The 26,844-nt window shown below is 38.7% G+C and carries 21 protein-coding genes; 12 read left to right on the forward strand and 9 right to left on the reverse strand.

Annotated features, from left to right (window positions below; translation table 11 throughout):
• The first annotated feature begins 1 nt into the window (after position 1).
• From ABFX33_RS06700 to ABFX33_RS06720, 5 genes are all read left to right on the forward strand, one after another.
• On the forward strand, positions 2-622 hold the full coding sequence (locus ABFX33_RS06700) for an RNA polymerase sigma factor (RefSeq protein ID WP_257088328.1): 621 nt from the start codon (positions 2-4) through the stop codon (positions 620-622).
• A gap of 34 nt (positions 623-656) precedes the next feature.
• Positions 657-1,658: a FecR family protein gene (locus ABFX33_RS06705; RefSeq protein WP_346085062.1), complete on the forward strand. Its 1,002-nt coding sequence runs from the start codon at positions 657-659 to the stop codon at positions 1,656-1,658.
• Between the two features lie 9 nt (positions 1,659-1,667).
• Positions 1,668-4,304 (forward strand): TonB-dependent receptor, encoded by a 2,637-nt coding sequence (locus tag ABFX33_RS06710; RefSeq protein ID WP_346085064.1) that lies wholly within the window; start codon positions 1,668-1,670, stop codon positions 4,302-4,304.
• 607 nt (positions 4,305-4,911) lie between these two features.
• The gene (locus ABFX33_RS06715) at positions 4,912-6,189 is read left to right on the forward strand and encodes an AI-2E family transporter (RefSeq protein WP_346085066.1); all 1,278 of its coding nucleotides are present in this window, start codon (positions 4,912-4,914) and stop codon (positions 6,187-6,189) included.
• Positions 6,190-6,545: 356 nt separating this feature from the next.
• A complete protein-coding gene (locus tag ABFX33_RS06720; protein ID WP_346085067.1) occupies positions 6,546-7,718 on the forward strand; it encodes a GAF domain-containing sensor histidine kinase in 1,173 nt (390 codons plus the stop codon).
• A gap of 49 nt (positions 7,719-7,767) precedes the next feature.
• Here ABFX33_RS06720 and ABFX33_RS06725 read toward each other — a convergent pair whose 3' ends face one another.
• Complete coding sequence (locus tag ABFX33_RS06725; protein ID WP_257088318.1) at positions 7,768-8,166, reverse strand: VOC family protein; 399 nt, start codon at positions 8,164-8,166, stop codon at positions 7,768-7,770.
• A 67-nt stretch (positions 8,167-8,233) separates the two neighbouring features.
• A complete protein-coding gene (locus ABFX33_RS06730) occupies positions 8,234-8,770 on the reverse strand; it encodes a cysteine hydrolase family protein (protein WP_257088317.1) in 537 nt (178 codons plus the stop codon).
• A 213-nt stretch (positions 8,771-8,983) separates the two neighbouring features.
• On the opposite strand from ABFX33_RS06730, the gene ABFX33_RS06735 reads away from it, so the two are divergent.
• From ABFX33_RS06735 to ABFX33_RS06765, 7 genes are all read left to right on the forward strand, one after another.
• Entirely contained in the window at positions 8,984-9,445 is a 462-nt protein-coding gene (locus tag ABFX33_RS06735) for a VOC family protein (protein WP_257088316.1), read from the forward strand.
• Between the two features lie 112 nt (positions 9,446-9,557).
• Complete coding sequence (locus ABFX33_RS06740; protein WP_346085069.1) at positions 9,558-9,824, forward strand: hypothetical protein; 267 nt, start codon at positions 9,558-9,560, stop codon at positions 9,822-9,824.
• A gap of 239 nt (positions 9,825-10,063) precedes the next feature.
• The gene (locus ABFX33_RS06745) at positions 10,064-10,861 is read left to right on the forward strand and encodes a hypothetical protein (RefSeq protein WP_346085071.1); all 798 of its coding nucleotides are present in this window, start codon (positions 10,064-10,066) and stop codon (positions 10,859-10,861) included.
• Between the two features lie 560 nt (positions 10,862-11,421).
• A complete protein-coding gene (locus ABFX33_RS06750) occupies positions 11,422-11,721 on the forward strand; it encodes a type II toxin-antitoxin system TacA family antitoxin (RefSeq protein WP_257088314.1) in 300 nt (99 codons plus the stop codon).
• A complete protein-coding gene (locus ABFX33_RS06755; RefSeq protein ID WP_257088313.1) occupies positions 11,702-12,196 on the forward strand; it encodes a GNAT family N-acetyltransferase in 495 nt (164 codons plus the stop codon). The genes ABFX33_RS06750 and ABFX33_RS06755 overlap by 20 nt, the downstream gene beginning before the upstream one ends.
• A 490-nt stretch (positions 12,197-12,686) precedes the next feature.
• Entirely contained in the window at positions 12,687-13,562 is an 876-nt protein-coding gene (locus ABFX33_RS06760; protein WP_346085073.1) for a site-2 protease family protein, read from the forward strand.
• Positions 13,466-13,888, forward strand: coding sequence for a tetratricopeptide repeat protein (locus ABFX33_RS06765; RefSeq protein WP_346085074.1), 423 nt, complete (start codon positions 13,466-13,468; stop codon positions 13,886-13,888). Before ABFX33_RS06760 ends, ABFX33_RS06765 begins: the two co-directional genes overlap by 97 nt.
• A gap of 378 nt (positions 13,889-14,266) precedes the next feature.
• On the opposite strand, the gene ABFX33_RS06770 is transcribed toward ABFX33_RS06765, so the two are convergent.
• The 7 genes from ABFX33_RS06770 to ABFX33_RS06800 form a co-directional block, all read right to left on the reverse strand.
• Positions 14,267-17,215: a M16 family metallopeptidase gene (locus ABFX33_RS06770; protein WP_346085075.1), complete on the reverse strand. Its 2,949-nt coding sequence runs from the start codon at positions 17,213-17,215 to the stop codon at positions 14,267-14,269.
• Between the two features lie 7 nt (positions 17,216-17,222).
• The gene (locus ABFX33_RS06775; RefSeq protein WP_346085077.1) at positions 17,223-18,359 is read right to left on the reverse strand and encodes a redoxin domain-containing protein; all 1,137 of its coding nucleotides are present in this window, start codon (positions 18,357-18,359) and stop codon (positions 17,223-17,225) included.
• A gap of 32 nt (positions 18,360-18,391) precedes the next feature.
• The gene (locus ABFX33_RS06780; RefSeq protein WP_346085079.1) at positions 18,392-19,534 is read right to left on the reverse strand and encodes a redoxin domain-containing protein; all 1,143 of its coding nucleotides are present in this window, start codon (positions 19,532-19,534) and stop codon (positions 18,392-18,394) included.
• 35 nt (positions 19,535-19,569) lie between these two features.
• The gene (locus ABFX33_RS06785; RefSeq protein WP_346085080.1) at positions 19,570-21,006 is read right to left on the reverse strand and encodes a RagB/SusD family nutrient uptake outer membrane protein; all 1,437 of its coding nucleotides are present in this window, start codon (positions 21,004-21,006) and stop codon (positions 19,570-19,572) included.
• 16 nt (positions 21,007-21,022) lie between these two features.
• Entirely contained in the window at positions 21,023-24,724 is a 3,702-nt protein-coding gene (locus ABFX33_RS06790; RefSeq protein ID WP_346085082.1) for a SusC/RagA family TonB-linked outer membrane protein, read from the reverse strand.
• A 170-nt stretch (positions 24,725-24,894) separates the two neighbouring features.
• The gene (locus ABFX33_RS06795; RefSeq protein WP_346085084.1) at positions 24,895-26,025 is read right to left on the reverse strand and encodes a FecR family protein; all 1,131 of its coding nucleotides are present in this window, start codon (positions 26,023-26,025) and stop codon (positions 24,895-24,897) included.
• Between the two features lie 122 nt (positions 26,026-26,147).
• On the reverse strand, positions 26,148-26,741 hold the full coding sequence (locus tag ABFX33_RS06800; protein WP_346085085.1) for an RNA polymerase sigma factor: 594 nt from the start codon (positions 26,739-26,741) through the stop codon (positions 26,148-26,150).
• Positions 26,742-26,844: the final 103 nt, after the last annotated feature.

Here is a 26,844-nt window from a genome sequence, read left to right on the forward strand (position 1 = left end):
CATGAATAACCAGCCACATAGCTCACACTTGTCCACGTTATTTGAAAAGATCAATCAGGGCGATAAACAAGCCTTTAATGAATTCTATTCATGCTATGCGTCAAGATTACTGAATTTCGCAAAGCAAATGCTTGCGGATGCCGATACGGCGGAGGAAATCGTATCGGATCTCTTTGTACAAATATGGACAAAAAGAGCGATAATCCGAGATATCCAAAAACCACAGCTATATCTCTATAAATCCTTGAAAAATAGCTGCCTAAATGAGATCCGAAAGAACGCCAATACCACCCAAACAATTGATAACGAACTGGAGGAACGTACTGCTGCTCAAACTCCCAGCCCTCTCGATGCATTGATTGACAAGGAACTACATGCCATACTGACGGAAGCGGTGAATTCCTTACCTATACAACGCAAAGTCATTTTTACATTGATCCGAGAAGATGGCTTAAAACAGAAAGAAGTCGCCGAGCTACTGGATATTTCGCTGCGTACCGTAGAAAATCAACTCTACAGAGCGGTCAAATATCTCTCAAATTATATCGAAGTCTATTGGAAGAAGGAGCAGTCAATTATGAATAAACCAAATTTCAAACGCTTTTTATTATCACTTTTCTAGTAGGCAATTAAACAGTTATCAAAAAATAAACACAATGGACAAAGATGATTTTTTAAGATTATTCGCTAAAAAGTTAGCTGATGGATTGACCGCAAGCGAACAGTTGGATTACGATCTATATCTAGTGGAGCATAAGCAGGATAAAGAGATAAGTCTCCTGTTAGAAGAGTTTTACAAAAACCCGAGACACAACGAATCGACTAATAAGAACAAATTAGATGCTATATGGAAAAAAATTGATGCAACGGAAGGCCCTGCAGCAAAAACCAATAATTACCGTAAAATGGTCTTTCGTTTTGGAAGCATAGCTGCAGCTTTACTGATTTTTGTTCTTATTGGCATCAGATACTTCAATCCCAAAGCTATTGAAGAAACCGTAATCCAAGAATCAGGAACGAAAATAGTCGCTCTTGTATTGAAAGATGGGACAAAGGTAACCTTGGATAAACATGCTACATTAAGCTACAATAGCAACTACGGAAAAGGTAACAGAGAACTTCTCCTAGATGGCACCGCATTTTTTGACGTGGCAAAGGATACCTTGCATCCGATGCATATCACTGTGGGAGATTGGAAAGTACATGTTGTGGGGACGAGTTTTACCATAAAGCCAAACCTATCCAAGGATGAATCCGAACTTGTGTTGTACCATGGAAAGGTTGAGTTAATCCATAGCGATTCGCCAGATCGCGTTTTTACCATTACGCCGGGAGAAAGAGCTGTATGGAAGCAAAAAACGCAAAAAGGCGTTCCTGATCTAGTGATCAATAAAGTGAGCCTCCGTGAATTGGAGTTTAGCAGGCTATGGACTCAGGATTCTATTATATTCAAAAATCAACCACTAAAAGATCTGATGGAAAAAGTTGGTAAAACCTATGGTATGAAAGTAATCTTTGAAAACAAGAAATTGATGGACGCCAAATTCACTGGAGCTTTTGCAAGTAAGAATCTTAAAATAAACGAACTATTACACGCATTAAAAGCCAGCTATCCTTTTGAATATGAGATAAGAGATAGTGTGATCCTTTTACGCTAAAAAATGAAAATGTTTACAAGATCGATTTTATCACTAATAATCACTGTAGTTGGCTTGCAGTTGTGTCTAGCACAGGTAGGTCATATCCGCGTGGAACCAGGTACATACCCTTTGAAGGATGTCTTTCATATGATTCAAAGTCAATGTGGTTATACTGTATTTTACAGCGATGAGATTGTTATGGAAGACATGACCCTGACGGTAGACACAAAGCAGCTTACACTGGATTATCTATTAAACAAAAAACTAAAGGATTATCATCTTGCGTATCAATTTCTCGATAAACACATTCTAGTAATATCTGACTTGTCTCGCAGCACATTAGAACAAATGCGAGGAGCAAATAAAATCGAAGGACATATCAGTGATATAAAAAATAAACCCTTGCCTTATGCAACTATCCGGGTGTTAAAAGGAGATTCCATAATCGGTGTCACGGTTGCCGATGAGCTGGGACGCTTTAATATAGCCCTACCCACTGAACAAAGACATTTGCTGCTCGAGGTATCTTCCCTAGGTTATAAATCAATCAAAAAATCGTTTGATGGCCTTGATCGAACGGGCAAACTAAAGCTGACCTTGGATAACGACAATACCATATTGGAGACAGTAACGATTACGGAAAACCGATCGCCCTATGTCAGGCAGGCAGACCGTATGATCGTCAATGTAGAAGGGACGATGCTTGCAAACGGCTTATCTACACTCGACCTTTTACAACGATCACCAAATCTCTGGGTCGACCACAACGGCAATATCAGGATCAGGGGCAACCAGTCTGTGATCGTTATGATCGATGATATTATACAACGGATGTCTGCTGAACAATTGGCAGAATACCTCCGTTCCATTCCTTCGGAAAATATTAAGCGAATAGAAATTATCTCCAATCCGGGGGCTGAATATGAAGCACAAGGCCTTGGCGGAATCGTAAAAATAGTCATGAAAAAGGGAACAAATGATGGATTCAAGGTAATCTTATTGGCTCGCTATATCCAAAATGTCAAAGACCCCTATTTTAACGGCGGCACCTTGTTTGATTACAAAAACAAACGATTCTATCTGTCCGGAGCAGTCGCCTATACCAAAGATAAGCAACGCTATAAGACAGACTATAACATCCAGTATCCGGACGATTCGAAATACCTAAGCAATACACAACGTTTTAAGGATCTCAATGGCTATAATGCTCGGTTAACAGCCAACTACGAAATCGCTAAAAACCAAAATATTGGATTGCAGACCATCTGGACAAATTCTAAGTCTGACCAAGACTTCCATACCAATAATGCCCATCAAATGCAGGGTGATACTTTATACAAAACAACGGATAATGTCTGGAAGAATAGACCGACGATGGTGAACTCTACCTTCAATTATTCGCTGAAAATAGATACATTAGAATCTAGCTTTAAAGTGATTGCAGATTATTTGTACAATGACAATCGGGAATCGAATCACTATCGCATGACGGCACCTAATAGCCCTGCCCCCTACATTTATCAAAATCTTTCACCCAGTACAACTCATATCTACAGCATACAGGCCGATCTCAATAAAAAATATCAAAAGGACTTTAGTTTTTCGACAGGCATCAAATATGTACAGACAAAACGCAATAACACCGTCGAAAGGAATAATTTTATTGCGGATAACTGGCAGCTCGATTCTTTATATAGTAATCAGTTTATATACAACGAAGATCTGGTCATGGGTTATTTCACCCTGGATAAAAAAATCAACAACTTCTCAATTAAAGCAGGATTACGGGCCGAACAAACTTTTATCGACGGGCTATCGGTGACAAGTTCTGAAAAGGTAAAACAAAATTATCTCAATCTTTTCCCTTCTATTTTTCTCTTGCAGAATATAGGAAAGAAGGGTACTTCTATTCATCTTAACTACGGAAAAAGGGTACGGCGGCCTTCTTTCAAGGATTTAAATCCCTATACCCTACAGATCGACGACTTTGTGCTAATCCAGGGAAATGTCAATCTACAACCGGAATACATCCACCGCATTGAAACAGGGATTATGCTAAAAAATGGCATCTCTGTCGATCTGTTCTATTCCAATACACAGGATAAAATAGTGCAATTTACCACACAGGTTAACAACAGGCAGATCAAATATCAATCAATCAACTTCAAAAATGGTATTGACTATGGTTCAAGCGCATTTCTTCCATTCACAATAAACAGTTTTTGGCGGGTTCAAAGCAGCCTTTCGTTCTTCAAATCCAAGTTTGAATACCACAATGTCAACCTCTCACAACAGGTATTTGAAGGAAGCCTATTTAACTTCTTGAAAGTTAGCAAACTATTTGATATTAATCTATACTTGAGTTATCAAACACCATCTTACATTGGCAATACGAAATATGCGGACCAATTCTATTCCAGCATAATGTTTTCTAGGGGGATTTTAAATGGGAAAGGTAAAATAACACTGCAAGCCAATGATTTATTCAATACAGCGCGGGAGAGGGAGTTTTCAAGCTATGAAGGTACGATCATCAATTTTTATCAAAAACGCCCCACACGTACTTTTGGGCTATCCTTTACCTACACAATTACAAAAGGAAAGAAATTTGAAGATAGGAAGATTATCCAATCCAATGATGAACAGCGAAAACGTGTCAACTAAGGTAGTCTAAACTTTCACTCAAAATGAAATTGACTACATTAATTTTACTGATATGATCGCATCTTTTCGTAAGGGAAAAAGTAAATTATCACATTCATACTGATGCAATAAAGGAAAATCTCATTCCAGCAGAAATTACAAAACTGCAAGTAAGTTTCGTTTATGCAAATGAAGACGATCTGCTCAATGTTGCACTATTTGGAATGACTGCTAAGGAATGGAGAGATGCAAATCCGGATAAGAAAGGCAATATCCGAGACAACGCGATTATAGAACAGTTAACCATGCTAAGCAACATGGAAAGTATAAATGCGCTGCTAATCCAACAAGGCGTCCCCCCCTGTCCGACCTCAATTGCCATGATGAAGCTGCGCAACAACGTCTTGGCCTTTCACCCGTAGACTTAAACCCTCTTCCTTATTTATACAATAAATCCGTTTTTGGCTATCGCCCCAGCCATCAAACTATAGTCTTTATATCGGTTAACAGAAAAAATCCAAAACATTATACCTGCAATTCTGCTTATTGATATAAATATAAATTGCTCTTCGAGCGTAGACAAATATTGACAGTACATTATCGTAAAATATAGAATCATTAAAACTACATGGAAAACAATTGTACAAAAAAGCCTTATTCTTATGAATTGGCATCCAGTTTATTAGCCTTAACACTTATTCTCGCGCTTATGTATGCCACCCAAAGCGTCTTGCTTCCGGTGATATTCGCCATATTAATAGCAATTTCACTCTATCCCCTTGCGCGCTTATTTGAGAAAGTACGTCTTGGAAAAGCCTTTGCAGCTATTTTAGCAGTTATTGTATCCATCGCCGTAATTTCCGGATTAGCTTGGTTTATTGTTTATGAAAGTATCATCATCAGCAAGGATGCTTCTGCTATTACCCAAAAGGTAATGGTAGTATTGGAAAGTGGGCAAAAATGGCTCGAAACGACCTTTGGTATTGAACGGACAGAAGTGGTCGAAAAATTACACGAACAAACCAATAAAACAATGGAAAATGCAGGCAGTATGTTATCCAGCACTTTCGGTTCTATCGGCAATATATTAGCAAGTGCAATTTTGGTCCCGCTTCTGAGTTTTTTCTTATTGTATTACCGCGATTTCTTTCGTGAATTTTTCTTTAAAGCTTTTAGATCCTCACCACAACATAAAGTGAACGAAGTGTTGAATAAAATTTACAATGTCGTACAGAGTTACCTGGTTGGATTGATCACAGTAATGGGTATTGTAGCGGTATTAAATACACTGGGATTAATGGCATTAGGGATTGACTATGCATGGTTCTTTGGCTCATTAGCATCCTTATTAATGCTCTTACCTTATATCGGTATTGCTATCGGATCTATCCTGCCTGCGCTTTTCGCCCTGGCAATAAAAGATAGTGCCTGGTATGCTATAGGCGTAATAGCCTGGTTTCAAGTGGTACAATTTTTAGAAGGCAATATTATTACACCTAATATCGTGGGCAGCAAAGTCAGCATTAATCCCCTGATGGCAATTATCGGTATTCTTTTAAGTGGAATGCTTTTTGGACTGGCTGGATTAATCATCGCTTTACCCCTCATAGCAACCCTCAAGGTTATATTTGACGCAAACCCAAATATGGAGGCCATAGGTTTCTTGATCGGCGAACCTGAAAAAGATCATCTCAAACGAAATTCTACACAGCAACTCCTAATGAAATGGGGTATTGTCAAAATGCCCAAAAATAATAAGCATATTAAAATGGATGTCGATGTACACATTGAAAATAAAAGCTCCGGTACATCCAATTCAAAAATCTCCTACACCGAAATCAATGAGTCTGAAGAACTCCCTTATAAGGATCTATCGAAAGATGAAGACAATGAAGATCAAAAATGATCTAATAAATCCACAGCCGAAATCCATTATCGCGTTGAAGGCATATTGAAACGGGTGCAATAAACAATAGCTGGACTTGTCAATTGCCTATTTTTAAATCCTTAAAATTATGTTCGTTTCCCTCGGAATCTCTAATGAAAGCTTGATTACGGCCCGACACAATAGAATTGGGTCCATTTCATTATTAAAATCTAAAATTATGAAACGATCTGCGTCTATTTATTGTTATTCAAGATAGTTGCTATTAAATAAAATTATAAGAGATCCTATTAATACTCATTTGAGCAATTAGCATTGATCATCATGGCCTTCAGGTAAGAATAAGCGCGCAAGTCAAACAATAAACAATACGAGATATGACATCCCAGAATAAGACAAATCAACGGAACAAAAAAAATACCGACATAGGCCAGATCGATTCTAGCCAAAGAATTCTGGAAACGATGTGTAATCATATCCAAATGAGATACGGCTTGATACGTAAAAAAAAAGGTAATAAATGGGAAAATTGCTGTGTCTATGATTACCAATCTCAACAGATCATCGTTCAAGATAGCGATATCTATGTGAAAATCTATCAGGAAGTAAGAAAAGGTTTGGAACCAATTTATATTGACAATATAGACCGATGTGCAAAACAGCAATGGGGTGAAATCCTTCAGGAATTTGGATTAAAAAGCTACATTTCCTATCCCATACTCAATAAAAATAAAACTATTGTTGGCCACTTAAGTTTTATGAACGATGAGCCAGTTGAGTTTGACCGACCTAAATTGGAAACGCTATTTCCATTCTGTGGTGATCTCATTGCTATTAATTTTAGCGATAATAATGAAACACAGCATTTCAGAAATATGCTCGAGCAGGAACGCATTTATTCCAAAAACAGAGATCTTATTTTATTTTCATTAGCCCATGACCTCAACAATCCCATTAGTATAATAAAATTATTATCTCAATATCTAGAGCAGAATCTAGAAAATGGAACACAAAAAATTCTGGCAAAAAAAATAGAAAATACTTCTAGCCGTATGAAAGGGGTAATAGATGATATTTTAGATTTTAGCAATACCCGGTTTGGTCGTGAGGTTGAAAGTCTTACCGAACTTGTGAGTATGGAGCAGTTAATCCAACAAATATTGTCCGAATTTGAAGTAATACATGACAGAACGATCTTAACAACTCTGAGACTTCCCCTCAATGTGCACAGTGATAAAAACAAAATGGGACGTGCCTTTGTCAACCTCATCAGTAATGCGATAAAGCATGGGGCACCGCATAAAGAAATCGAAATAAGTGCATTTATAGAAAAGGACAATTTTATTTTCCGTGTAACAAATCACCTCTCAACCAGCCATCTTCCAAATACTCCGGATCTATTTAAGCCATTCGTGCGAGGTTCAGGTAGCAAGGGACTCGGTCTGGGGCTGTATGTGACCAAAGAAATAGCGAAATTTCATAAAGGGGATGTGGAAATAATAAGAGAGGACACGAAAATCACATTCAAATTCTGGATACCTATAAAATAATAGGTTTGTTGTCCAATGCAGCGTTAATCGAAATACAAAATCAGAAATTTTAAATCGGGGATTTAGGTTGTAACAAATCCCAAAGATTTCCGTACAGATCTTCGAAAACCGCAACCGTTCCATATTCATGCTCAGCAGGAGGTCTTACAAAATTTATACTTCTATCTTTCATTTTATTGTAATCCCTCCAAAAGTCATCTGTAAAAAGAAATAAAAAAACTCTTCCTCCAGTTTGATTTCCAATGCTCTTTAATTGTTCATCATTTGCAGCTTTTGCTAATAACAAACAACAATCATTTGAACCCGGAGGTGCTACAACGACCCACCTTTTATGCTCATCAAGTTTTGTATCTTCAATAAGACTAAAATCAAGTTTTTTCGTATAAAATTCAATTGCTTCATCATAGTCTCTCACTACTAAAGCAATACGGGCAATGGATTGTTTCATAATCTGATGGATTCTCGAAATTTAAAACATTCTTTTGTGTACCGGATAGGGTCTATCCACGCCATACTTAAGTCTCTAGAATAGCATGACAGGATTCAACTTTGATCATCCCTTGCGTCGGGGTCATTTCTGACCATATCCAATTGAAATAGGCTATCACCTGCTTAGCGGGGACCATTGGTCTGTCAGCAGTCGTATGTCCATCTGAAACTACGGTGATAAAATAATCCCTTGTTAGCGCTGATTTTATCGTGGCATCCACACAGAAATCTGTAGCACATCCGGTCACGATCAGTTCCTTCACTCCCCTACGCTGCAATATCGTCTGAAGATCTGTTTTATAAAATGAATTATTCGTTGTCTTAGAAACAAATATATCTTCAGGACCTCTGATCAATTCAGGCAATAAAGACCAATCTTCTGTACCAGGAAGGAAACAGTTCTCCCTTGTGCCATCATGTTGGATAAAAATAACCAGATTACCGTTCTTTCTGAACTGTTCAGAAAGTTTGTTTATCCGATCAATGACACCAAAGGTATCATACCGTAGCGTATAGGGCTTAAAACTTCCCTGTTGCATATCTATAATCAGTAAGGCTTTCATCCTAAACTTGCTTAGCGATAATTTGAAGGATAAATATAACAAATGTTTATTATCAAACAGTATATTCGACCACGAACGAGATGAAATGCCTTATATATGCAGTTCTATTTATTATCCTATGCCAAGTTGATCAAAGAACAGATCTGTTAGATTTGTAAGACAGTAACTTATCATAGTTCAAATAAGTAGATAATAACCAAAAAATATAAAGCTATGCAAAAGATAATTCCAAACCTATGGTTTGACAACAACGCACAGGAAGCCGCAGCATATTACCTATCGGTTTTCAAAGATGGAAAAATAATCAATACTACGTATTACCCGAATTCTGAAGCCGAAGGGCTGGCTGATTTTCAGAAGGATTTTGCTGGAAAAGTGCTTACCGTAGAGTTTGAGCTTTTGGGAATGCGTTTTATTGGGATCAATGCCGGACCGATATTCAAATTTAACGAGGCTATTTCGCTGATGATCCCCTGCAAAGACCAAACTGAAATAGACTACTACTGGGAAGCTCTTACATCGGATGGAGGACAGGAGAGCGTTTGTGGATGGCTGAAAGACAAATACGGATTAAGCTGGCAGGTTTGTCCCGAAAATTGGGAGGAACTCAACAAAAGACCCGGTGCCTTCAAAAAAATGATGGGAATGAAAAAGATCATTATTGCGGATTTCTAAAAACAAGATGCTGATCGATCACGACCCAACGATTCATAAATCTCATCAAGCGAATTGTAAATCTCTTCATAAACAAGACGCAAATCGCTATATATTTAAATTTAAGATGACTATGTTGAGAAATTATCAATTCAGTAAAAATCCGCTGCATTACGTTTATGCGCTGATCTGGTTGGGCGTGTTCATTACCTTTGCCTTTTACCTTTTCACAGGGAATATGTTCAGACCGGAGAACGGCAAGATCCATATTGTTGCAATTCTTATCGGTTGGGTGGTGCAATATCTTGGTCTAACACTGACTTGTCTGATCATCCTGCTTTTAGGAATATACAAAGCATTACGAACTGTGTTGGATAAAAAAGAAATTGATTCCCAATAATCTTTGTATAATATGATTTTAATTACCCCGAATTCGGGGTAATTAAACAGGAAGCGGGAACAAATAGATTCGTTATACCTGTGGGCCAATGGACTGTCAGAACTAGAGCCATAGGGATGACTGTAAAAGCTGGGAGATACGAAGTTACATTCGCTCAATCTGACAATATATTAGAAAAATTTTCATGTATTTTTAGTATTGAAAATAAAACAGGAGTTGAGCAATAATTTATTCAGAAAATGGGATATAGAAGTTATTTATATCTGAGAAAAACCGGTAGAAATTTGTACCTCTTTGAGGCAAACAATTCATTGCCCTTTTTTTGGATTGCACTTATAGACAAAACAATATTAAAAAAATATTTTCAGGATTGGCAATCGTCTCTCGCGGATCAAGAAATTGGTAATCAACAGAATTTTGAGCAATTTTCAGAACTTAATCCCAACAGTATTACCATCAGCGAACAAGCTTTAGATATGAACTCATCAAAAAGCAGGATATTTTTACAAAAGCATTTTCCAGAAGCAATTCCACTATTTGATGATTTTATAACGTATGTCAAAGCTCAATTTGAAACCGATGACAAGCTTGAAATTGATATAACTCAATTATCCGCATTTTACAATTCGCTAAATAATTTCTATACTATAATTGACAATGAATTGAACGCAATAGAAGCAGATAATCCAATCGACATAAAATTTTTAGTAATTGAAGATTTAATCGGACAAGGAACTGGGTTTGCGATGAGTGAAAACAATGAATTTTCATCATTTTTGTCCTATCAGAAAGAACTCAACAACAGAAAAACCGCAGTCATTGTAGAAAAACAAAAATTCAACAAGAAATCATTAACTATTGCCATTATCTTATTTCTGTTATGTCCTGTTTTTTCAATAATTGCATACAAAATGTATAAAGACGAAGGGCTTACAGCTATGATTGCATTGATAGGAATTTTAAATTTAGGGTTTTATTGTTTTTCGATTTGGTCTCTAAATAAAGAAATCAATAACTTACTCAAAAAAAGGAATTGACTTAATCAATAATGATTGACCATAGAGTGAGTAGACATCATCTTGGAAAGTATAACTTTTGACTGAAGACCTTATAAACGGATCATCGATCCATTGCCATATATTTATTTTCACAAAGATATTCATCTTGACAAATCCCACCAGATTGGATAAGTTTCAGTAGTATTTAGCCATCTAATGCCGTCGCACCATTTTCATTTCTAAGTTAGCATATCCAAAATGCCTTCATCTAATTTATGGGCAACATAGTTGTTGACAATGGGTAAACTGGGAATCAAGAAAATAGTGATTAGCACTATAAGAATTGTCTTCTCTTTCCTCAATTAAAAAAGTTTGGAGAAGACTTATAATGTACGTAAATTTAACGTACCTTTGTAAAGCTAGTACGAATTTTAATATGTTGATCTAGTTGATCGATACTATTGAATAACACACAAAAACGAAAAAAAACAAAGAACTCAAAAACTAAAAAAAACAAAAAGACGAAAAAAAAGAACTCAAAGACTGAAAAAAACAAAGAACTCAAAAACTGAAAATATAAACAAATAGATAATATAACCATGGGAGCAGTAATTAACGATAGAATTGATGTTCGTATTAGCAAAGAACAAAAGGAGCTTGTTAAATATGCCTCTACTTTAAGTGGTTTTAAGAGTCTTTCCGAATTTATTGTTTATTGTCTTTACAAAGAGGCAAAAACAATAATCAAAGACAATAATGAAATATTAAAATCATTGGAAGATAAGAAGATTTTCGTTGATGCTATCGTAAATCCAGCAGAACCGAATTCCAAATTGAAACAAGCTCATAAAAATTATAATAAATTTTTGAGCGAGCAAAATGAAAATACAGACATTTGATAGCGACTGCAATAAGGATAAATTTACGTGTGGAGAAGATTTACTTGACAGATATTTAAAGCTACAAGCTAGTCAGGATATAAAGAAGAAATTGGCGACATGTACCGTGATGGTGGATGAGAAAAATAATGTAATCGGCTATTACACGCTTTCAAGCAATTCAGTAGATAAAGACAGTATGCCAGAAGAACTTTCAAAGAAGTTTCCACCATCATACTCCGCTTTGCCTTGTGTACTTCTAGGAAGATTAGCCATTGATAACAGTGCCAAAGGAAAAGGATACGGAGAAATTCTCTTATTTGACGCATTATTTAAATGTTTAACACTTTCAAAGGATCTTGGAATATTATGCATTATAGTAGATCCATTAAATGATCAAGCAATCGAATTTTATAAAAAATATGGATTTATATACTTACCCACATCTGGAAAAATGATGATTTCTATAAAAACGATTGAAAGACTGGCAAAGTAATCAAGATCTTTCTTTAAAACACTATACAGCCCCCTCCTTTGCTATCATGTGGTATAGTGGCGTCTTCAAAATCGACCAATGATAATATTATCTCCGAGCCCCTGCTGTGGTTGATAAAAAAAGCATTCCACTCCAAACCAAGCAAATTGAGAGGACAGCCATAATGGAGAATTTAAGTATAAACCCTGGGATAATGAGTGTGTGCCAACCAGGAATAACCATATCCCGAAAAGAAATATAAAATCCTGTTAGTATTAAGGTCAGAATTAAAACGAATAGAATAAAAAATCGTTTTATTAATTTAGACTTCATCTCTTGATTATTATTTCTTAAATGTAAACATTTCTATAGCATTTAACAAAAATAACCATGGGATTACAGGTTTCGCGAATCTTGAAAAAGCTATGCGAACTAGGGTTTGATCTTTAAAGAATATGTATAATACCTCCGATTGCCAATATGGAGGAATATAAACTATTAACCTAAGCAAATGACTAAAAAATTACTACTCGCATGCATGTCCAAGTATGGCTGGATGAGCCTGGTGTTCGGGACAGTTGTATTATTTATGCCAATGCCGTTTAATTACTTCGGTATGATGGCCATAAATTATTCCTTTTGTCTACTGGGTCTTTCGATTGCGCTGATCATACACGAATGGGGACATTGGATTTTCACGCGGCTGGTCGGTGAATATCCGAATCGCATCGTTATTGGCACTGGACACATGCTGATGCGAACACATTTCTTTAAGAGTAAGCTGAATCTGAATTCCAAATTTCAGGGCGGCTATGTCATGCTCAATATAACAGACGGCAAATATTACAGACTCAAAACATTTGTAGCTGCCCTAGGCGGGCCTCTGGTCAATATCGCTATTGGAATTGCAGTCATAATCATGGTTCCATTTTCTATAGATTTTTCGGGAACAATCGCTTTCGGTCTATGGTTTGGCTATATGCAGTTATTGATAGGGCTAACCAATTTACTGCCCTTGAGAAGAAAAATAAATGGTTTCCCGATGGATTTTGATGGACGGATTATCCTGAACATACTACTAGGAAAATACAAAAAGGGTGCAAGCAGTGAAGCGATAGACCTCAGCCTGGAAGGAGATGATAATATGGCAGAACATCGATATAATGAGGCATTAGCGAAATTTCAGGAATGCCTAAAACTCTGTTCGGAATCTGGCCCAACACTGACCTGTTCCCTTCAGTTTAATATCGGATTATGTTATTTCAATCTGGGGGATTATGATAAAGCATTGTGCTGTCTGAAGGAAGTGGAAGATCAGCTGGCTATCTACATAATCTTTATGCCAATATCTATCTGGTTCAAGGCGATATCGAAAAGGCTACAGTAGCGGGACAGCAAGCGCTGCATCTGTTGCCCGAATTCGATCCTATACGCCATACCTGGGGCTGCATTTTGGTCGAAAACGAAGAATGGGATCGCGGCGAAGACATATTGTCCCCACAAATGGATTTTGATTATGTAAACAGCACAACACTATTGACAGCAATGTATTTAACTCTGGCCTATCAACAACAGGGAAAATCAAAAAAGAGGGAACGTTGCTGGGAATTTGTGCAGCTTCATCTGGCGGAACTAAACCTGGTAGACAAAGTGATATACGATCGTGTAAAGCTAAAACTAGAAGGACAATGGTCTAATAAATGTGATCACTAAATTAAAACTTATATATTCGTCCACGGCAACACGAACAATTTTCTTTCGCTGAAAATGTCCATAAATAGGCCAAATTATTGCGATAATAGCAATGAAAAGAAATATCGTAGCCATAGTCCATCAAATAGATTGTGGGACGAAAGGTAGTAAATTGTATTGTAGAAAAGAAAACATTTCGCCTCATTGAATCGGTGCAAGATCGTTATCTGAAGAAAATAAAAGGTTATGTAAGCGCGGGATCTGGGAGATACCGAAATGTCTCTGTAATTACCATACTAATGAATTGCTAAGTCTCATACTTAGACAGTAAAAAAGGGCCATCATACAAGATGTGGCCCCAATACACGATAAACATTGAAACATTTTTTTTGAATCGGATTAATATCCAAATATTTCACTTAGGCTGACTTTTTTGATATCACCAAAGCTTGATAGATTACTATCTTTCAAATCTTTCTCATCTCCTATAATACAATAGGTAAAGGGCTTATGGCTAATTTTATTCACGTGAAAAGCCTTAAGATCATTGTAAGTAAGCTTAGGAATTGCTTCAAAGATTGCTCTCCTGGGATCTGCTAAGAGACCGCGACGCTGTGCTTCCAAATAGCTTAAAAGAATGCCAGCTCCTGTGATGCGCTCACTTGCTAATGATTTCAGCAGATTTTCACGAACGGACTCTACCCCTATCTTTGATTCAGGCAAATCAGTGAGGAGTTCATTCATTCCACTGACAGCATCTTTAAACTTATCGGATTGCGTTCCGATATATGCTTCCACAATTTCATGATTTTCCTTCTTTTGAGGCTGCTTATAATAAGCATAGGTAGAATAGGCTAAAGCTTTGGATTCGCGAAGTGTCTGGAAAACAATACTACCTATTCCACCACCAAAGTATCCATTATAGAAGGCTACTGTAGGCATTAGCTGCCGATCAAATAAACCTGCGGTTCGAACCCAAAATATCTCCGTCTGCTTCATCGGATAATGTGCAAACAAAACCTTATTTTCAACCGTCGGCTTTTCCTCGAACTTTTCCCCCTTAGCCATTTTATAATATGCACTACTGCCATTTTTTAATGGTTTTAAATTTTTCATCAATTCGTTGACAGATTGGGGGCCATAGTATAAAATACGAGGTTTGACATCAGCTAGATTGTGCAATACAGTGACTAGGTCTTCTGCTTTTAGCATATCGAGCTCTCGGTCAGTTAACGTGAAATTAAATGGGCTTTTGGCACCATATTGCGCGTAAGCCTTTAATCCTTCCATAATAGCTCCCTTATCTTCCTTGTCATTGGCACGCATTTTTTTGACACGCTCAATGTAAGACTTAAAGGCAACTTCATCGGCAACACAGTGGTGAAGCAGATCATGTAATAAATCGACGGATACGTCAAAGTTACTGTTCAACCCAGAAATACTGATCATACTTTCTTCATTGCCGGAAGAAGCATGAAAGTCAGACGCAAGCTTATAGAATTCCCGACTAAATTTTTCGCTACTCTTCTCTTTTGTCCCTAAAAATTCAAGATAACCGATGGCAAGATCCAATAGTTTGTTGTCCCATTGGCCAATATCAAACTGATAGGTCAAGTTAAAAAGCTCGTTCTCCTGATTGTGTACGGCTAAAACATCAAGATCCAGCAATTTGAATTTTGACAGGTCTTGATTAAAATCAATCCAATGGGGCCGTATAGGCTGCTCAGCGATTGCACTAATCTGTTTAAAAAAGGTAGATTCGGCAAGTCGGTTAACAGTCACTGGCGTAATTGCAGGCTTGAATACCTTTACCACGCCGGTATCAATACCCTGTCTTTTATAAATAACGACATAATTGCTATCGGAAAGATACTTATTTGCAAAATGGATAATATCCTCTTTCGTTATCTTTGACAATAGATGCGTGTAATCCAGTTCTTTTGCCCAATCGAGCTCTGAAGTAAAATTGGATAATAGATCATAGGCTACACTAGGGCTATTTCCTAATTTTCTCATCTCAGATTTTTTCTCATTATTGACAATCGAAGTAATCAAATCTTCAGAAAAATCACCATGCTGTAATTTATAGATTTCACCTAATAACAGTTTTTTTACTTCTTCCAATGTTTGTCCTTCTACTGGACTACCTTCAATTGTAAGGATCGAATAATCTTTTAGAAGTTGGGGATATGCGGCAACACTTAATAGTTTCTGTGATTTCACCAGATTGATATCCATCAGGCCGGCAGCACGATTTGACAGCATGTCAGCCACAAGATTGAGCATTTGTGCATCGGGGCTTGATGCTCCCGGAAAACGAAATCCCATCGTCAGGTATTCAGCGGACGGGCCTGTAACTGTTCTGGAAATTGGATGAATAATAGGTTGTTCTTTTTCGAAAATATATTCAGGAACGGGTTTGGAAACCATATAACCGAAAGCTTGATCAATACGTTTGATCACCGCCTTAGGATCAAAATCACCTGACATAATTATCGCCATATTATTGGGCACATAATAGGTTTCATAATATTGCTGTATTGCTTTTAATGATGGGTTTTTAAGATGTTCGACCGAACCCAGAACGGTTTGTTTCCCATAATTATTATTAGGAAAAATTGCCTCAAACATAGCCTCCATCACCTTCCTATCGTCTTTATCCAAGTTGATATTCTTCTCTTCATAGACCGATTCCAATTCGGTATGGAATAACCGTAAAACTGGATTTCGAAAACGCTCCGCCTGCACGCTCAGGTATTTGTCAATGACATTATTGGGAATATCTTCAACGTATACGGTCTGCTCAAAAGAAGTAAAAGCATTGCTTCCTTTTGCGCCCATATTACTCATGAGTTTATCGTATTCATTGGGTATGGCAAATTTCGAAGCTTCCCCGGAAACCAGGTCTATCTGCTTATAGATAGCCCTGCGCTCGGCCGTATCTCTGCTATGGTTATACTTTTCATAAAGTGCATAGATCTGACCTAACAAAGGTTCTTCTTTATGCCAATCCGAGCTGCCATACCTGTCCGTACCTTTGAAAAGCATGTGCTCAAGATAATGTGCCAATCCGGTATGCTCTTTGGGATCGGTCTTACTCCCGGCTTTTGTTGCGATATAGGTCTGAATACGTGGTTGCTTGGTATTTTTACTGAGAATAACCGTTAATCCATTTTTTAATGTATAAAAACGCGACTGGGTAGGATCGTTACTTACATACCTGTAACTATAACCATCGGATGAGCCTGTCTTCCATTGATAACGGGATTGCGCCTGCATGCAATTAGCTAATAATACAAAAGCACATGCCAGTAAAACTTTCCTGCAAATATTGAATTTAGTTATCATTCGATTTTTATTTAATAATTCTGCTCAATTCCTTTTCAATGTCCTCTCCACGCAGGTCTTTTGCGATAATAACGCCTTCCGGATTGATCAGGAAATTACGCGGTATCGCCATGACCCCATATTTTAAGGCCACATCATTTTTATACCCTTTTAAATCGCTCAACTGAATCCAGGACATTTTGTCTTCTTTAATCGCCTTTAGCCAATGATCTTTCTTGCTATCTATTGAAACCGCAACAACTTCGAAATTTTTGTCTTTATACTTTTGGTAAATTTCATTAATGAATGGCATTTCAGAGCGGCAAGGACCGCACCAGCTGGCCCAAAAATCAAGCAATACATACTTACCTTTGAAGGAAGAAAATGAAATAGGTTGCCCTTTGTCATTGTCCATCACAAAATCAATGGCATGCTTTCCGATGTCAACCGTTTTTTGCGCATTTAACTGTTCTTGAAGAGCCTTCGCCAATGATAAACTGCGGGCACGCTTGCTCAACTTATTGAAACGCTCTTCAAACTTTGGATTTTCAACCCCCATTTGATTGCTGACAATAAGGAGACTGGCAAATGAATTTGGGTGCGTATCAAGGAACTTCAGCTCTGCGTCTTCTATGGCTTTAGCCATGTTGCTGTATTTCGGTCCGAGCTCTTTATTGGCCTCCGAATGACCAGCGGCAGCATTTTCCATCATCTGTTTTGAAATCAAATCTGCTTTTTGCTGAAGCGGCTTTACAATATCCGATAAAACCAAATAATCGGTCTGAACAGGACCACCGGTAATACGGGCTTGCTTGATATTGGGTCCGGCAACATGAAATTCGGCATTTTGAAGCATAAATTCCTGCTGATCCAGTTTATGATAATTTTTCCAGTCTAGCGGATCCAGTTCCTTTCCGACGGCAGTGATATGCAATTTAGCACTTACCATATCACTGGCAAGTGTGCCTTTCAATATAAAATTCCCATTTTTGACATAGGTCGAATCTACAATAAACTCTTTAAGGCCATTCGGATTCATATAGCGCAAAAAAACTTTATGCCCTTCGTGATTGCCCGACAATTTTCCTTTAATAATGTAAGCGTCCTGAGCGCTACCATAGAGCCCAATTAGGCTCATTATGGTAAATAATACAATCTTTATCATGTGTGTTTTTTTAGCGTTAAATGCTGAATACATTATTTTACATCCAGGACCTCAGCAAGTCTTTTGTCCAGTGCTTCTCCCTTTAGCTCTTTGCCAATAATAATACCATCGGGATCGATTAAAAAGTTTTGTGGAATACCCGTAATGCCGTAAAGAATCGCCGCCTGATTTTTAAGACCTTTTAAATCACTTAACTGTATCCAGGGGATTCCATCTTGTTTGATGGCTTTTAGCCAGGCTTCTTTTTTACTATCCATGGAGACTGCAACGATCTCAAAATTTTTATTTTTATATTTTTCGTATACTTTGATCATATGGGGGTGAAGATCCCGGCAGGGACTGCACCAGCTAGCCCAAAAATCAAGCAATACATACTTACCTTTGAAAGACGATAATGAGACTGGTTGTCCCTGTGTACTATTTAGGGTAAAGTCCAATGCCTTGTTGCCGGCAGCAACAACTTGGGTTGCTTTCCATGTGGAATCCATTTTTTTTCCAAGGTCTGAATTTTGAACGCGTGGGCTTAGTGCATTAAATTGAGATTCAAAATCCGGATGATCAATACCACCTTTCATATCAATCAGATAGAGACTCACAAAGGAATCGGGGTGGCTGATTCTAAAGTTATTTTCTATCTGTTCTATTTCAGCAGTAATTGGCTTCATTTTTGGCCAAAGCGCCTCCGCAGCCTTCTCCTGCCCGCTTCTGCTAAGTTTTAAAGACTCTTGAGAAAGTAACTGCATTCTCTCTTTCCAGGGTTTGAGCTGTTCATTGAGCAAGTTAAAATCCGCTTGTACTTTACCACCTGTTATATGGGCTTGTTTGATCGTTGGGCCCGATAATTGAAAGCTGTCGTTTTCGAGCATAATATATTGCAGGTCTCTTTCATAATATTTCCAATATTCAGAAAGATCTACATTTTCATTGGGCTCACTCAGAATCAATATGGCCTGTTCTACATCTTTAAATAGCTTGCCTTTAAATTTGAACGCGCCGTTTTTGACATAGGTGGAATCTTTTATAGGGTCTTTCAATCCTTCTGGATTAGGATACTGCAATAGCACTTTTTTCCCGTCATGATGGCCAGAAAGTTGGCCTTGTATGGAGAAAGATTGCTGCGCATTGGCGCAAAGCGCGGCCAGGCTAGCTAATGTAGCGATTGTAATTTTTATCATTTTTCAATTATTTAAATGAAACTTATATCTTTTTTTTAAGGGTTATTTTCCATCCCGGGGTTTTGATCCATTACCTTTTGTGGGAAGCGTAATACCAAACGTTCGGGTTTAAGTGTAAAAGTACCGGCGACAGCCCCCGTCACTGCATAAAGTGTGTGGGTATAAGTCTTTGCCTTGAATAAGGGATCGACAGACAGACGGCGCATATCAAACCATCGGTATCCACTCAGGGCAAACTCCCGTATACGTTCTTCCAATATAAAGTTGAGCAGTACAAGCTGTTGCCCTTCAATTGCCGCCGGAACAACTGCATTGGCCGATGGCATTCTGTTTTTCCGCAGCTGTTCTACATCAGCCTTTGCCCCCGTCAAATCGCCTAATCTCGCTTTACACTCGGCCCGTAACAAGTACAGGTCCGGAAGCAAGATTCCATACTGAAAAGATGTTGGCCCCATTTTACGGAGCAATCCTGTGGGATATTCTGGCCCATAATAAGCATTCCTTGAGTAAAACTTAAGTCGTAAATCAGTGCTTTCAAAAAGGTTCACAGTCTTTTTGTCAATCACAAACTCATTATAGAAGAAGGTCCAAAAATTACTGGACTGTTTATTATAAACGCACTCTCTATTGTTTACAGCACTGGGATAAGATGGTCCATAAGATCCAATCGGCAAAAATTCACCTCCTGGAGCCAAGGTTTTATTGTAGTCATATAATGCTAAAGGAATGGCCGAATTTGCTGCTGCCAATAGTGAAGCATCAAAATGAGGCAAAGCTAATTCGGGTTTACCCATAAAAAGATAGACCTTGCCCAGCAAGCCTTCGGCCGCAGCTTTCGACATGCGCATGGAATGAGTTGTCTTTGCCGGCAAATCAGGTATCGCCTTATTTAAATCATTAATTATAAACTCGTAGACCTCTTTAACACTGGCCCGTGTAAATTTATTCTCTGTGACATCGGCTTTGGTCAAAATTGGAAACCCGGGATCTGTCCCAGCCGTATTGGCATCATAAGGTTTACCAAAATAATTCACTAACAGAAAATAAGTCCAAGCTCTTCCAGCCATAGCTTCGGCAGCAATGGACCGTTTCTGTTGTGCTGTGCCATCAGTGGCCGCCGGCAGTTCTTGGATGATCTTATTGAAGGTGTAGATATTTTTCATCGGCATGTCCATCTCAGTAGCATTCTCCGAAGCTTCATAAATAACCGCTTCCCAACGAAATAGGCGTTGTGTTTTTAGACTAGCTCCATCGAAATAAGGCTGAACAGCCGCTATTTCATCGCTCATCGCCACCTGGGAATTGGTACTGATATTGACCATATCAAGATTGTTCAGTAGTAGGTCATAATCTGAAACTTTCTGCGCTATCAGGCGCCCTTTTGGTGTGACTTCCAAAAAATCCTTTTTACAGGCGGAGGTAAAACTTATAGCAGCCGCCAGAACTACCCCAATTTTAAATCTTTTTGTCATTGTCATCTGCTTTACATTAAAATTTTACATTTACTCCGAATGAAAGAGTCCCCTGGCTAAATAACATACTGCGTATACCAGTCGTGGCATCGATAAATTCTGGATCAATATCTTCCTTATTGGCCTTCCACAGCATCAGGTTCGATAGCTGCATCCGTAATGTAATTTGCTCGGTATGCAATTTATTCATTAAGGATTCCGGCAAGCTATACCCTAGGGTAATATCCCGTAATTTTATATAAGACGCACTGACGGCATTGACATCAGCGTAGGTGTAATATTGAATATCTCGACGGCTATAGCTCAGCGATGAATTGGAAACATAGGATGGAATATTGGTATTCAATTCGTCTCCGGGCTGCTTCCATCGCTTGGCAAAGTCACTATGCAGATTTCCGGTTGTTAACCCATCCCGAAGGGCATTAGCGTGATACAGCCGATCGGTATAGACGGTATTTACATCACTTCGCATCACATGTCCCAGGTTAAAAATTGCATTGGCACTTAAAGTCAGTCTTTTATAGTTAAAAACGTTGGCCATTCCACCGCTCCAGATGGGTTGATAGGTGCCCTTGAAAATCACATCTGTCGCCTTCGCCGCATTGGGTGTTTTGGTCACAGAGCCATCCGCAAGACGTATCTGTGGATCTCCCAGTTCATCCAATCCAACAAAATTGTACGCAAAGAGCGCAAAAGCCGGAAACCCTTCCAGATAATTTTGCCAAATGCGGTCCATACCGGAGTTGACCGGCGACTCTACATTTAGTTTGGTGATCTTATTTTTATTGTAGGCAACATTAAACACAGTACTCCACTTAAAGTCGCCTTTTTTGATATTTAGGGTATTTAAACTCAGCTCAATTCCTCTATTTTGCATGTCCCCAAGATTTCCAATGATGGTCGAATAACCGCTAAAAGCATTGGTCGGAAAAACACCGAGCATATCCGTTGTCTTTTTCTGATAAAGGTCAAGTGTACCGCTGACACGGTTGTCAAATAGCCCAAAATCGATCCCCAGATTTATATTTTTCGTGCTTTCCCAAGTAAGTTTTGAATTGGCGGGTGTACCGATTACAACGCCTGTCCCACCCGGTAAATTGCCATTCTGAATGGCGTTTAAGATATCCTGCGAAGCTGCGATACCGGGGTCGGGTGAGTTACCGGTCAATCCGTAGGTAGCCCGGAGGGCTAAATTATCCAACCATTTTGTACTGGCCATGAAGCCTTCGGAGCTCATGATCCATTTCCCACCGATGCTCCAGACAGGTCTGTTCTGAGCGGATTTATCAAGCCCAAATAAATTACTTCTATCTATACGAAAACTACCGTTCAATGCGTACTTGCGATTGTAATTGTACGCAAGATTAGCATAATAGGAAACAAACCGGGTCAGGAACTCGGTCCGGATAAAGTTGTCGTTGCTCAATAGACTTTGGCTCCCACGATTTGGCATGACAGGATCTGCGAGACCTTTGACACCAAGTGTCGCATAGTCAATGGCGCCGTAAGTCTGTAAGAGTTCGTTATATCCTCTGACCGTGCTGCCATTGTTGTTGACCAATAGCTCCTGTGCTTCATGCCCCACTAATGCACTTAGCTGATGCATGTCCTCATCCCAGCTCTTGTTATAGCTCAACTGATTCCTTACCGTCCAACTCTGCCTATTTTGATTATTGATACTATATTTTCCACCATTATTGGGCAGGTAATAAACAGGAGTGGATTCCATCGTCGGTGCAACAGTAAATTGCACAAGCTCGTTCCGAACCAGGTAGCTTCGGATATCATCATAGATCTCGGTTTTTCCTGTTCCTTTTGTATAGCCATAGGTTCCTTCAAGTTTCAATCCATCCCAGAGCTTTATACTTAGGCCAAGTACATTGCGGCTCAGGAAATTATTGCTTTCGGTATGGCCATAATTGGTTTCATCCAAAGGATTGTAATCCAAGCTAATTCTGCTGCGTGCTTCAAAATCGTTTCGTACCTCTTCACTGACTTCACCCATGTAGGGCATGGACAGATTTCGCCCTTTCTCGTCCCGGAGCAATTGATAAGGATAAAAATTCGGCGTAATCTGAACATTCCTCTTTGCGCTGTTAACGCCATAGGTAAGGTCATTAATAAGATTCAGCTGGATAAACTTACCGACCTGTAGATCTTGACGAAGATTGAGTTTATAGGTACTATTCTTATCACCGGGCTGGCTACTGACCAAATTTGTGTAGGCTCCAGAGCCATACGCTGAATAAGCTTTTCCGCCTTTCGAAAATGACAGTGTATGATTCATTAGGGATGCATTTCTGTAAGCCAGATCCCTAATCTGCTTTCTATTATCTATTGTTGCCAGACTATCCAGACGTTCTTTTGCGGCAGCAGAACTAATCAGTCCCCGGGCCAGATCATATTGAATCTGCTGATGAGGTGCAACACCGCTACCACCAGACACGTATGGAAATACACTTTCCCAAGGATAGATCTCTGCATCAAATGTTTCATTTGATGCCTGTATAAATTCTTTACTATTGAGGGTTTTAAAATAATTCAGGTCTGGTCTACCCTGGAAATTGACAAATGCATCATAGTTTATCCTTAATCTATCGTCATTGGCTCCTTTTTTTGTTGTGATGACGATGACGCCATTGGAAGCTCTTGCACCCCAGATGGAGGCAGCTGTCGCATCCTTGAGCACCGTAATGTCAGCGACATCTTGTGGATTGATACTGGATACATCATCAATAGGTATACCATCAACCACAAAGAGCGGATTTCTATTGGTGCCAACATATCCATTGCCTTCTGGACTACGTACACCAATTGTTGACAGTCCACGAACAAGAAATGGATTTTGTGAAGCATTTGGTGCATTATTCACTGTCAGCCCCGCAATTAATCCATCAAGACGCTGCAATATATTCATGCTGCCGGTTCGATTTTCCAGGATGGTCATATTGGGCTTGGCATAGGATCCTGTACTGCGCTCTTTGGAAATCGTTTGATAACCGGTATTGATCACCTGAACTTCCTGCAATTGACCTACAGCTTTCTGCATCTTGATCTGTCCGATATGAGAAGATACCTTTATCTGTTTTGGTTCGAAGCCCACATAGGAGATCAGTAAAGTCCCTTTTTCATCAACGCCTTTGAGTGTAAACTCACCATCTCCATTTGTTCTGGTCGATTGAGTGCCCCCCAATACGGCAATTGATGCATCAGGTAGCGGTTTGCCATTTTCATCTACCACTTTGCCGGTAACGTCAATAGGGTTATTTGAGCCAAAAACAAGGTCATTGGTTCGGCCTGAAGCTTCTGTTTTACCAGTCTTGTTACCGTCCGGAGAGACGGGTTTCGAGTTGGCATCCTGAGTACTTGTAATCACGACCGATTTATCCTCAATAGAAAAGCTGAGATTTCGCCCTTTAACAATGGACTGCAAGGCCCGTACTAAGTCAACATTTTTCAAGTCTACACTGATCGATCGATGTTGTCGCAGAATATCTTTATCCAGCAAAAAGTCATATCCGGTCTGCTGTCGCATCTGCTTTACAAGCTGTTCCAAAGTAGCGTTTCGCTCCATTATCGTGACACGTTGTGCATACGTAGCCCCATAGGTATGCATTAGTAGACATGTCATGATAAATAAAACTAATTTCATAATCAATAAAAATTTAGGTAGTGACCGCTCATGGTGAAAAGTACCCAATAGCGCATTTTTTTTCATACTTTTGTTTTGGTTAGATGGTTCATAAACTGATTTGTGTCGTTTGTCTTTAAGTTGGCATTTTCAGCTACAGCATCATTTTTCTTATAACCGCGAGGTGGTAGGACACCTTGCGGTCTTTCTGAATTTTCTGCAGCAAATGCGCTCTTATTGATCTCATACGGATCAAGCTAGTCTGTTACAATAATTGTCCTTTCTTTTATTTTAAATTTTACTTTATTAGTTCGTTCAATCTGTCGAAGTGTTGTAATCAAGTCATTCGACCTGGAGACAAAACCCCATAATTTTAACTCTTTTGGCGTATTTTCGGTAAATTGAACTTCCATATTGTACCAACGGCCTAAGGATAACATCACCTCGGAAAGTTCCCCGTCAATTTTAAAATATCCGTTCTTCCAGGCAAGTATGTCTTCGGTATCTTGCTCGTGGACGTCGATATCACCGCGTCGGTTAACAGCCTGCTCCCCCGGCTTGATCAACTGCTCGCCCTTCGTAGTCACCACATTGACCCGCCCCTCGACAAGGGTGGTCCTGACCAGTCCCTTCGATTCTGAATATGCATTGATATTAAAATGGGTACCAAGAACGCGTACCTGCTGTGATGCTGTCCTAACAATAAATGGTTTATCACGCTTACTTACTTCAAAATACCCTTCTCCTATTAATTGAACAATGCGTTTTTCACTATTCAGCAGATCAGAATCAAAGGTCAAACTGGATCCGGCATTAAGCCAAACTTTAGAACCGTCGGGTAGAACGACCTGGTAGATTTCACCATTTCTTGTCGTAATCGTATTTTTGATAACTTCGCTTACACCTTTAATGGAACTGTTTTGACTGTAAACCACCACTCCCTGCCCATTCTTAGAAATTGTCATCCCTTGTTTAGTCAAGAGTTCGCCAACTTTAGCGTTGGAAAGATCTATAGTAGAACCATCTGACAAGGTCAAAGTCGCCCCAGTATGACCTGCTTTAATTGTTGGTCCAGCGTAAGTGTCTATGGTATACACTTGTTGTTTTTCATGCAGTTTGTAAATTCCGACACTCCCCACAATCATTAAGATCGCTGCGACATAAGCTAGCCACCTCCGTATTGGCAGAACTTTAACATGATGCTTTGATTGATGATCGATTGCATTCCACATTTCCGACTTTATGCGTATAAAATCCTCAGGGGAATCAATAGACGGCTCCTCGACGCGGTTAAAAGCATACCATTCCTCAACAACACGGGTTTCTTTGTGTGTTGCCTGACCAGAAAGATATTTATTTATAAGCTGTGTTCCAAGTTCCTTATCCATAAATCGAAATCGAGGTTTATATCCATTAACTAGTATAATACAGTTGGAAAAAGCTTTGGGAGTAGAAGAACTGAAAAAAAATAAAAATTCTTAAAAAAGAATAAATGATGGTATATATTGGTTTAGTTGCTTCGGAGAAAAATCAACAGCATGATGCCAAGAGAATTATAATGGGCAAGTCTAACCTTTAATAACTTTAGCGCATTTTGTACTTGCTTTTTCACTGTGGATTCACTCAAATTCAACCTTTCCGCAATTTCGCGGTGGGACAAATCTTCCAATCTACTCAATTCGAATACTTCTCGCATCTTAGCTGGCAGTTTTGCAATTTCACTTGTTATCAACAGCATAAGATCCTTTTCGTCTAGCTTTTCAAGTGTTTCATCACTAACCTGTAGGCTATATTTTCCTATTTCAGCCAGATAGTCGCTTTTAGTTTTTCCTCTTTGAATATAGTTAAGGACACGATTTCGCGATGCAACGTAAAGATATGACGAGATCCCAACATTATCTCTGATAAGATCTGACTTTTCCCAAATTGAGGTAAAGAGATCTTGTACAAGATCTTTGGCTGCATTCTCATCGCGGAGCATCTGGTTGACCTTGTAATAAATCATCATGCTGTATCTATCGTAAATTTCGGCAAAGGCATTCCGATCTCTTTGTTTAAGCAAAGAAACAAGATTACTATCTGTCAAAACTTTATACTTGTTCATTTTATTTGTACGGCTGCATTAAAAAACACAACTCAATAAGCATAGGAAATGTCAAAATTCATTTATCTACTACAATAGTAGGAAAATAATATAAAATAAGATT

The organism is Sphingobacterium ginsenosidimutans, assembly GCF_039536865.1.
In the GTDB taxonomy this organism is placed as follows: Bacteria; Bacteroidota; Bacteroidia; order Sphingobacteriales; family Sphingobacteriaceae; genus Sphingobacterium; species Sphingobacterium detergens.

Coding starts and splice junctions, on each gene's coding strand:
- ABFX33_RS06735 (WP_257088316.1), top strand. CDS start 8,984: ATGCAAAAGATAATTCCAAACCTATGGTTTGACAACAACGCACAGGAA.
- ABFX33_RS06780 (WP_346085079.1), bottom strand. CDS start 19,534: ATGATAAAAATTACAATCGCTACATTAGCTAGCCTGGCCGCGCTTTGC.
- ABFX33_RS06705 (WP_346085062.1), top strand. CDS start 657: ATGGACAAAGATGATTTTTTAAGATTATTCGCTAAAAAGTTAGCTGAT.
- ABFX33_RS06775 (WP_346085077.1), bottom strand. CDS start 18,359: ATGATAAAGATTGTATTATTTACCATAATGAGCCTAATTGGGCTCTAT.
- ABFX33_RS06725 (WP_257088318.1), bottom strand. CDS start 8,166: ATGAAACAATCCATTGCCCGTATTGCTTTAGTAGTGAGAGACTATGAT.
- ABFX33_RS06770 (WP_346085075.1), bottom strand. CDS start 17,215: ATGATAACTAAATTCAATATTTGCAGGAAAGTTTTACTGGCATGTGCT.
- ABFX33_RS06700 (WP_257088328.1), top strand. CDS start 2: ATGAATAACCAGCCACATAGCTCACACTTGTCCACGTTATTTGAAAAG.
- ABFX33_RS06750 (WP_257088314.1), top strand. CDS start 11,422: ATGGGAGCAGTAATTAACGATAGAATTGATGTTCGTATTAGCAAAGAA.
- ABFX33_RS06710 (WP_346085064.1), top strand. CDS start 1,668: ATGTTTACAAGATCGATTTTATCACTAATAATCACTGTAGTTGGCTTG.
- ABFX33_RS06800 (WP_346085085.1), bottom strand. CDS start 26,741: ATGAACAAGTATAAAGTTTTGACAGATAGTAATCTTGTTTCTTTGCTT.
- ABFX33_RS06730 (WP_257088317.1), bottom strand. CDS start 8,770: ATGAAAGCCTTACTGATTATAGATATGCAACAGGGAAGTTTTAAGCCC.
- ABFX33_RS06715 (WP_346085066.1), top strand. CDS start 4,912: ATGGAAAACAATTGTACAAAAAAGCCTTATTCTTATGAATTGGCATCC.
- ABFX33_RS06790 (WP_346085082.1), bottom strand. CDS start 24,724: ATGAAAAAAAATGCGCTATTGGGTACTTTTCACCATGAGCGGTCACTA.
- ABFX33_RS06720 (WP_346085067.1), top strand. CDS start 6,546: ATGACATCCCAGAATAAGACAAATCAACGGAACAAAAAAAATACCGAC.
- ABFX33_RS06740 (WP_346085069.1), top strand. CDS start 9,558: ATGTTGAGAAATTATCAATTCAGTAAAAATCCGCTGCATTACGTTTAT.
- ABFX33_RS06755 (WP_257088313.1), top strand. CDS start 11,702: ATGAAAATACAGACATTTGATAGCGACTGCAATAAGGATAAATTTACG.
- ABFX33_RS06760 (WP_346085073.1), top strand. CDS start 12,687: ATGACTAAAAAATTACTACTCGCATGCATGTCCAAGTATGGCTGGATG.
- ABFX33_RS06745 (WP_346085071.1), top strand. CDS start 10,064: ATGGGATATAGAAGTTATTTATATCTGAGAAAAACCGGTAGAAATTTG.
- ABFX33_RS06785 (WP_346085080.1), bottom strand. CDS start 21,006: ATGACAAAAAGATTTAAAATTGGGGTAGTTCTGGCGGCTGCTATAAGT.
- ABFX33_RS06795 (WP_346085084.1), bottom strand. CDS start 26,025: ATGGATAAGGAACTTGGAACACAGCTTATAAATAAATATCTTTCTGGT.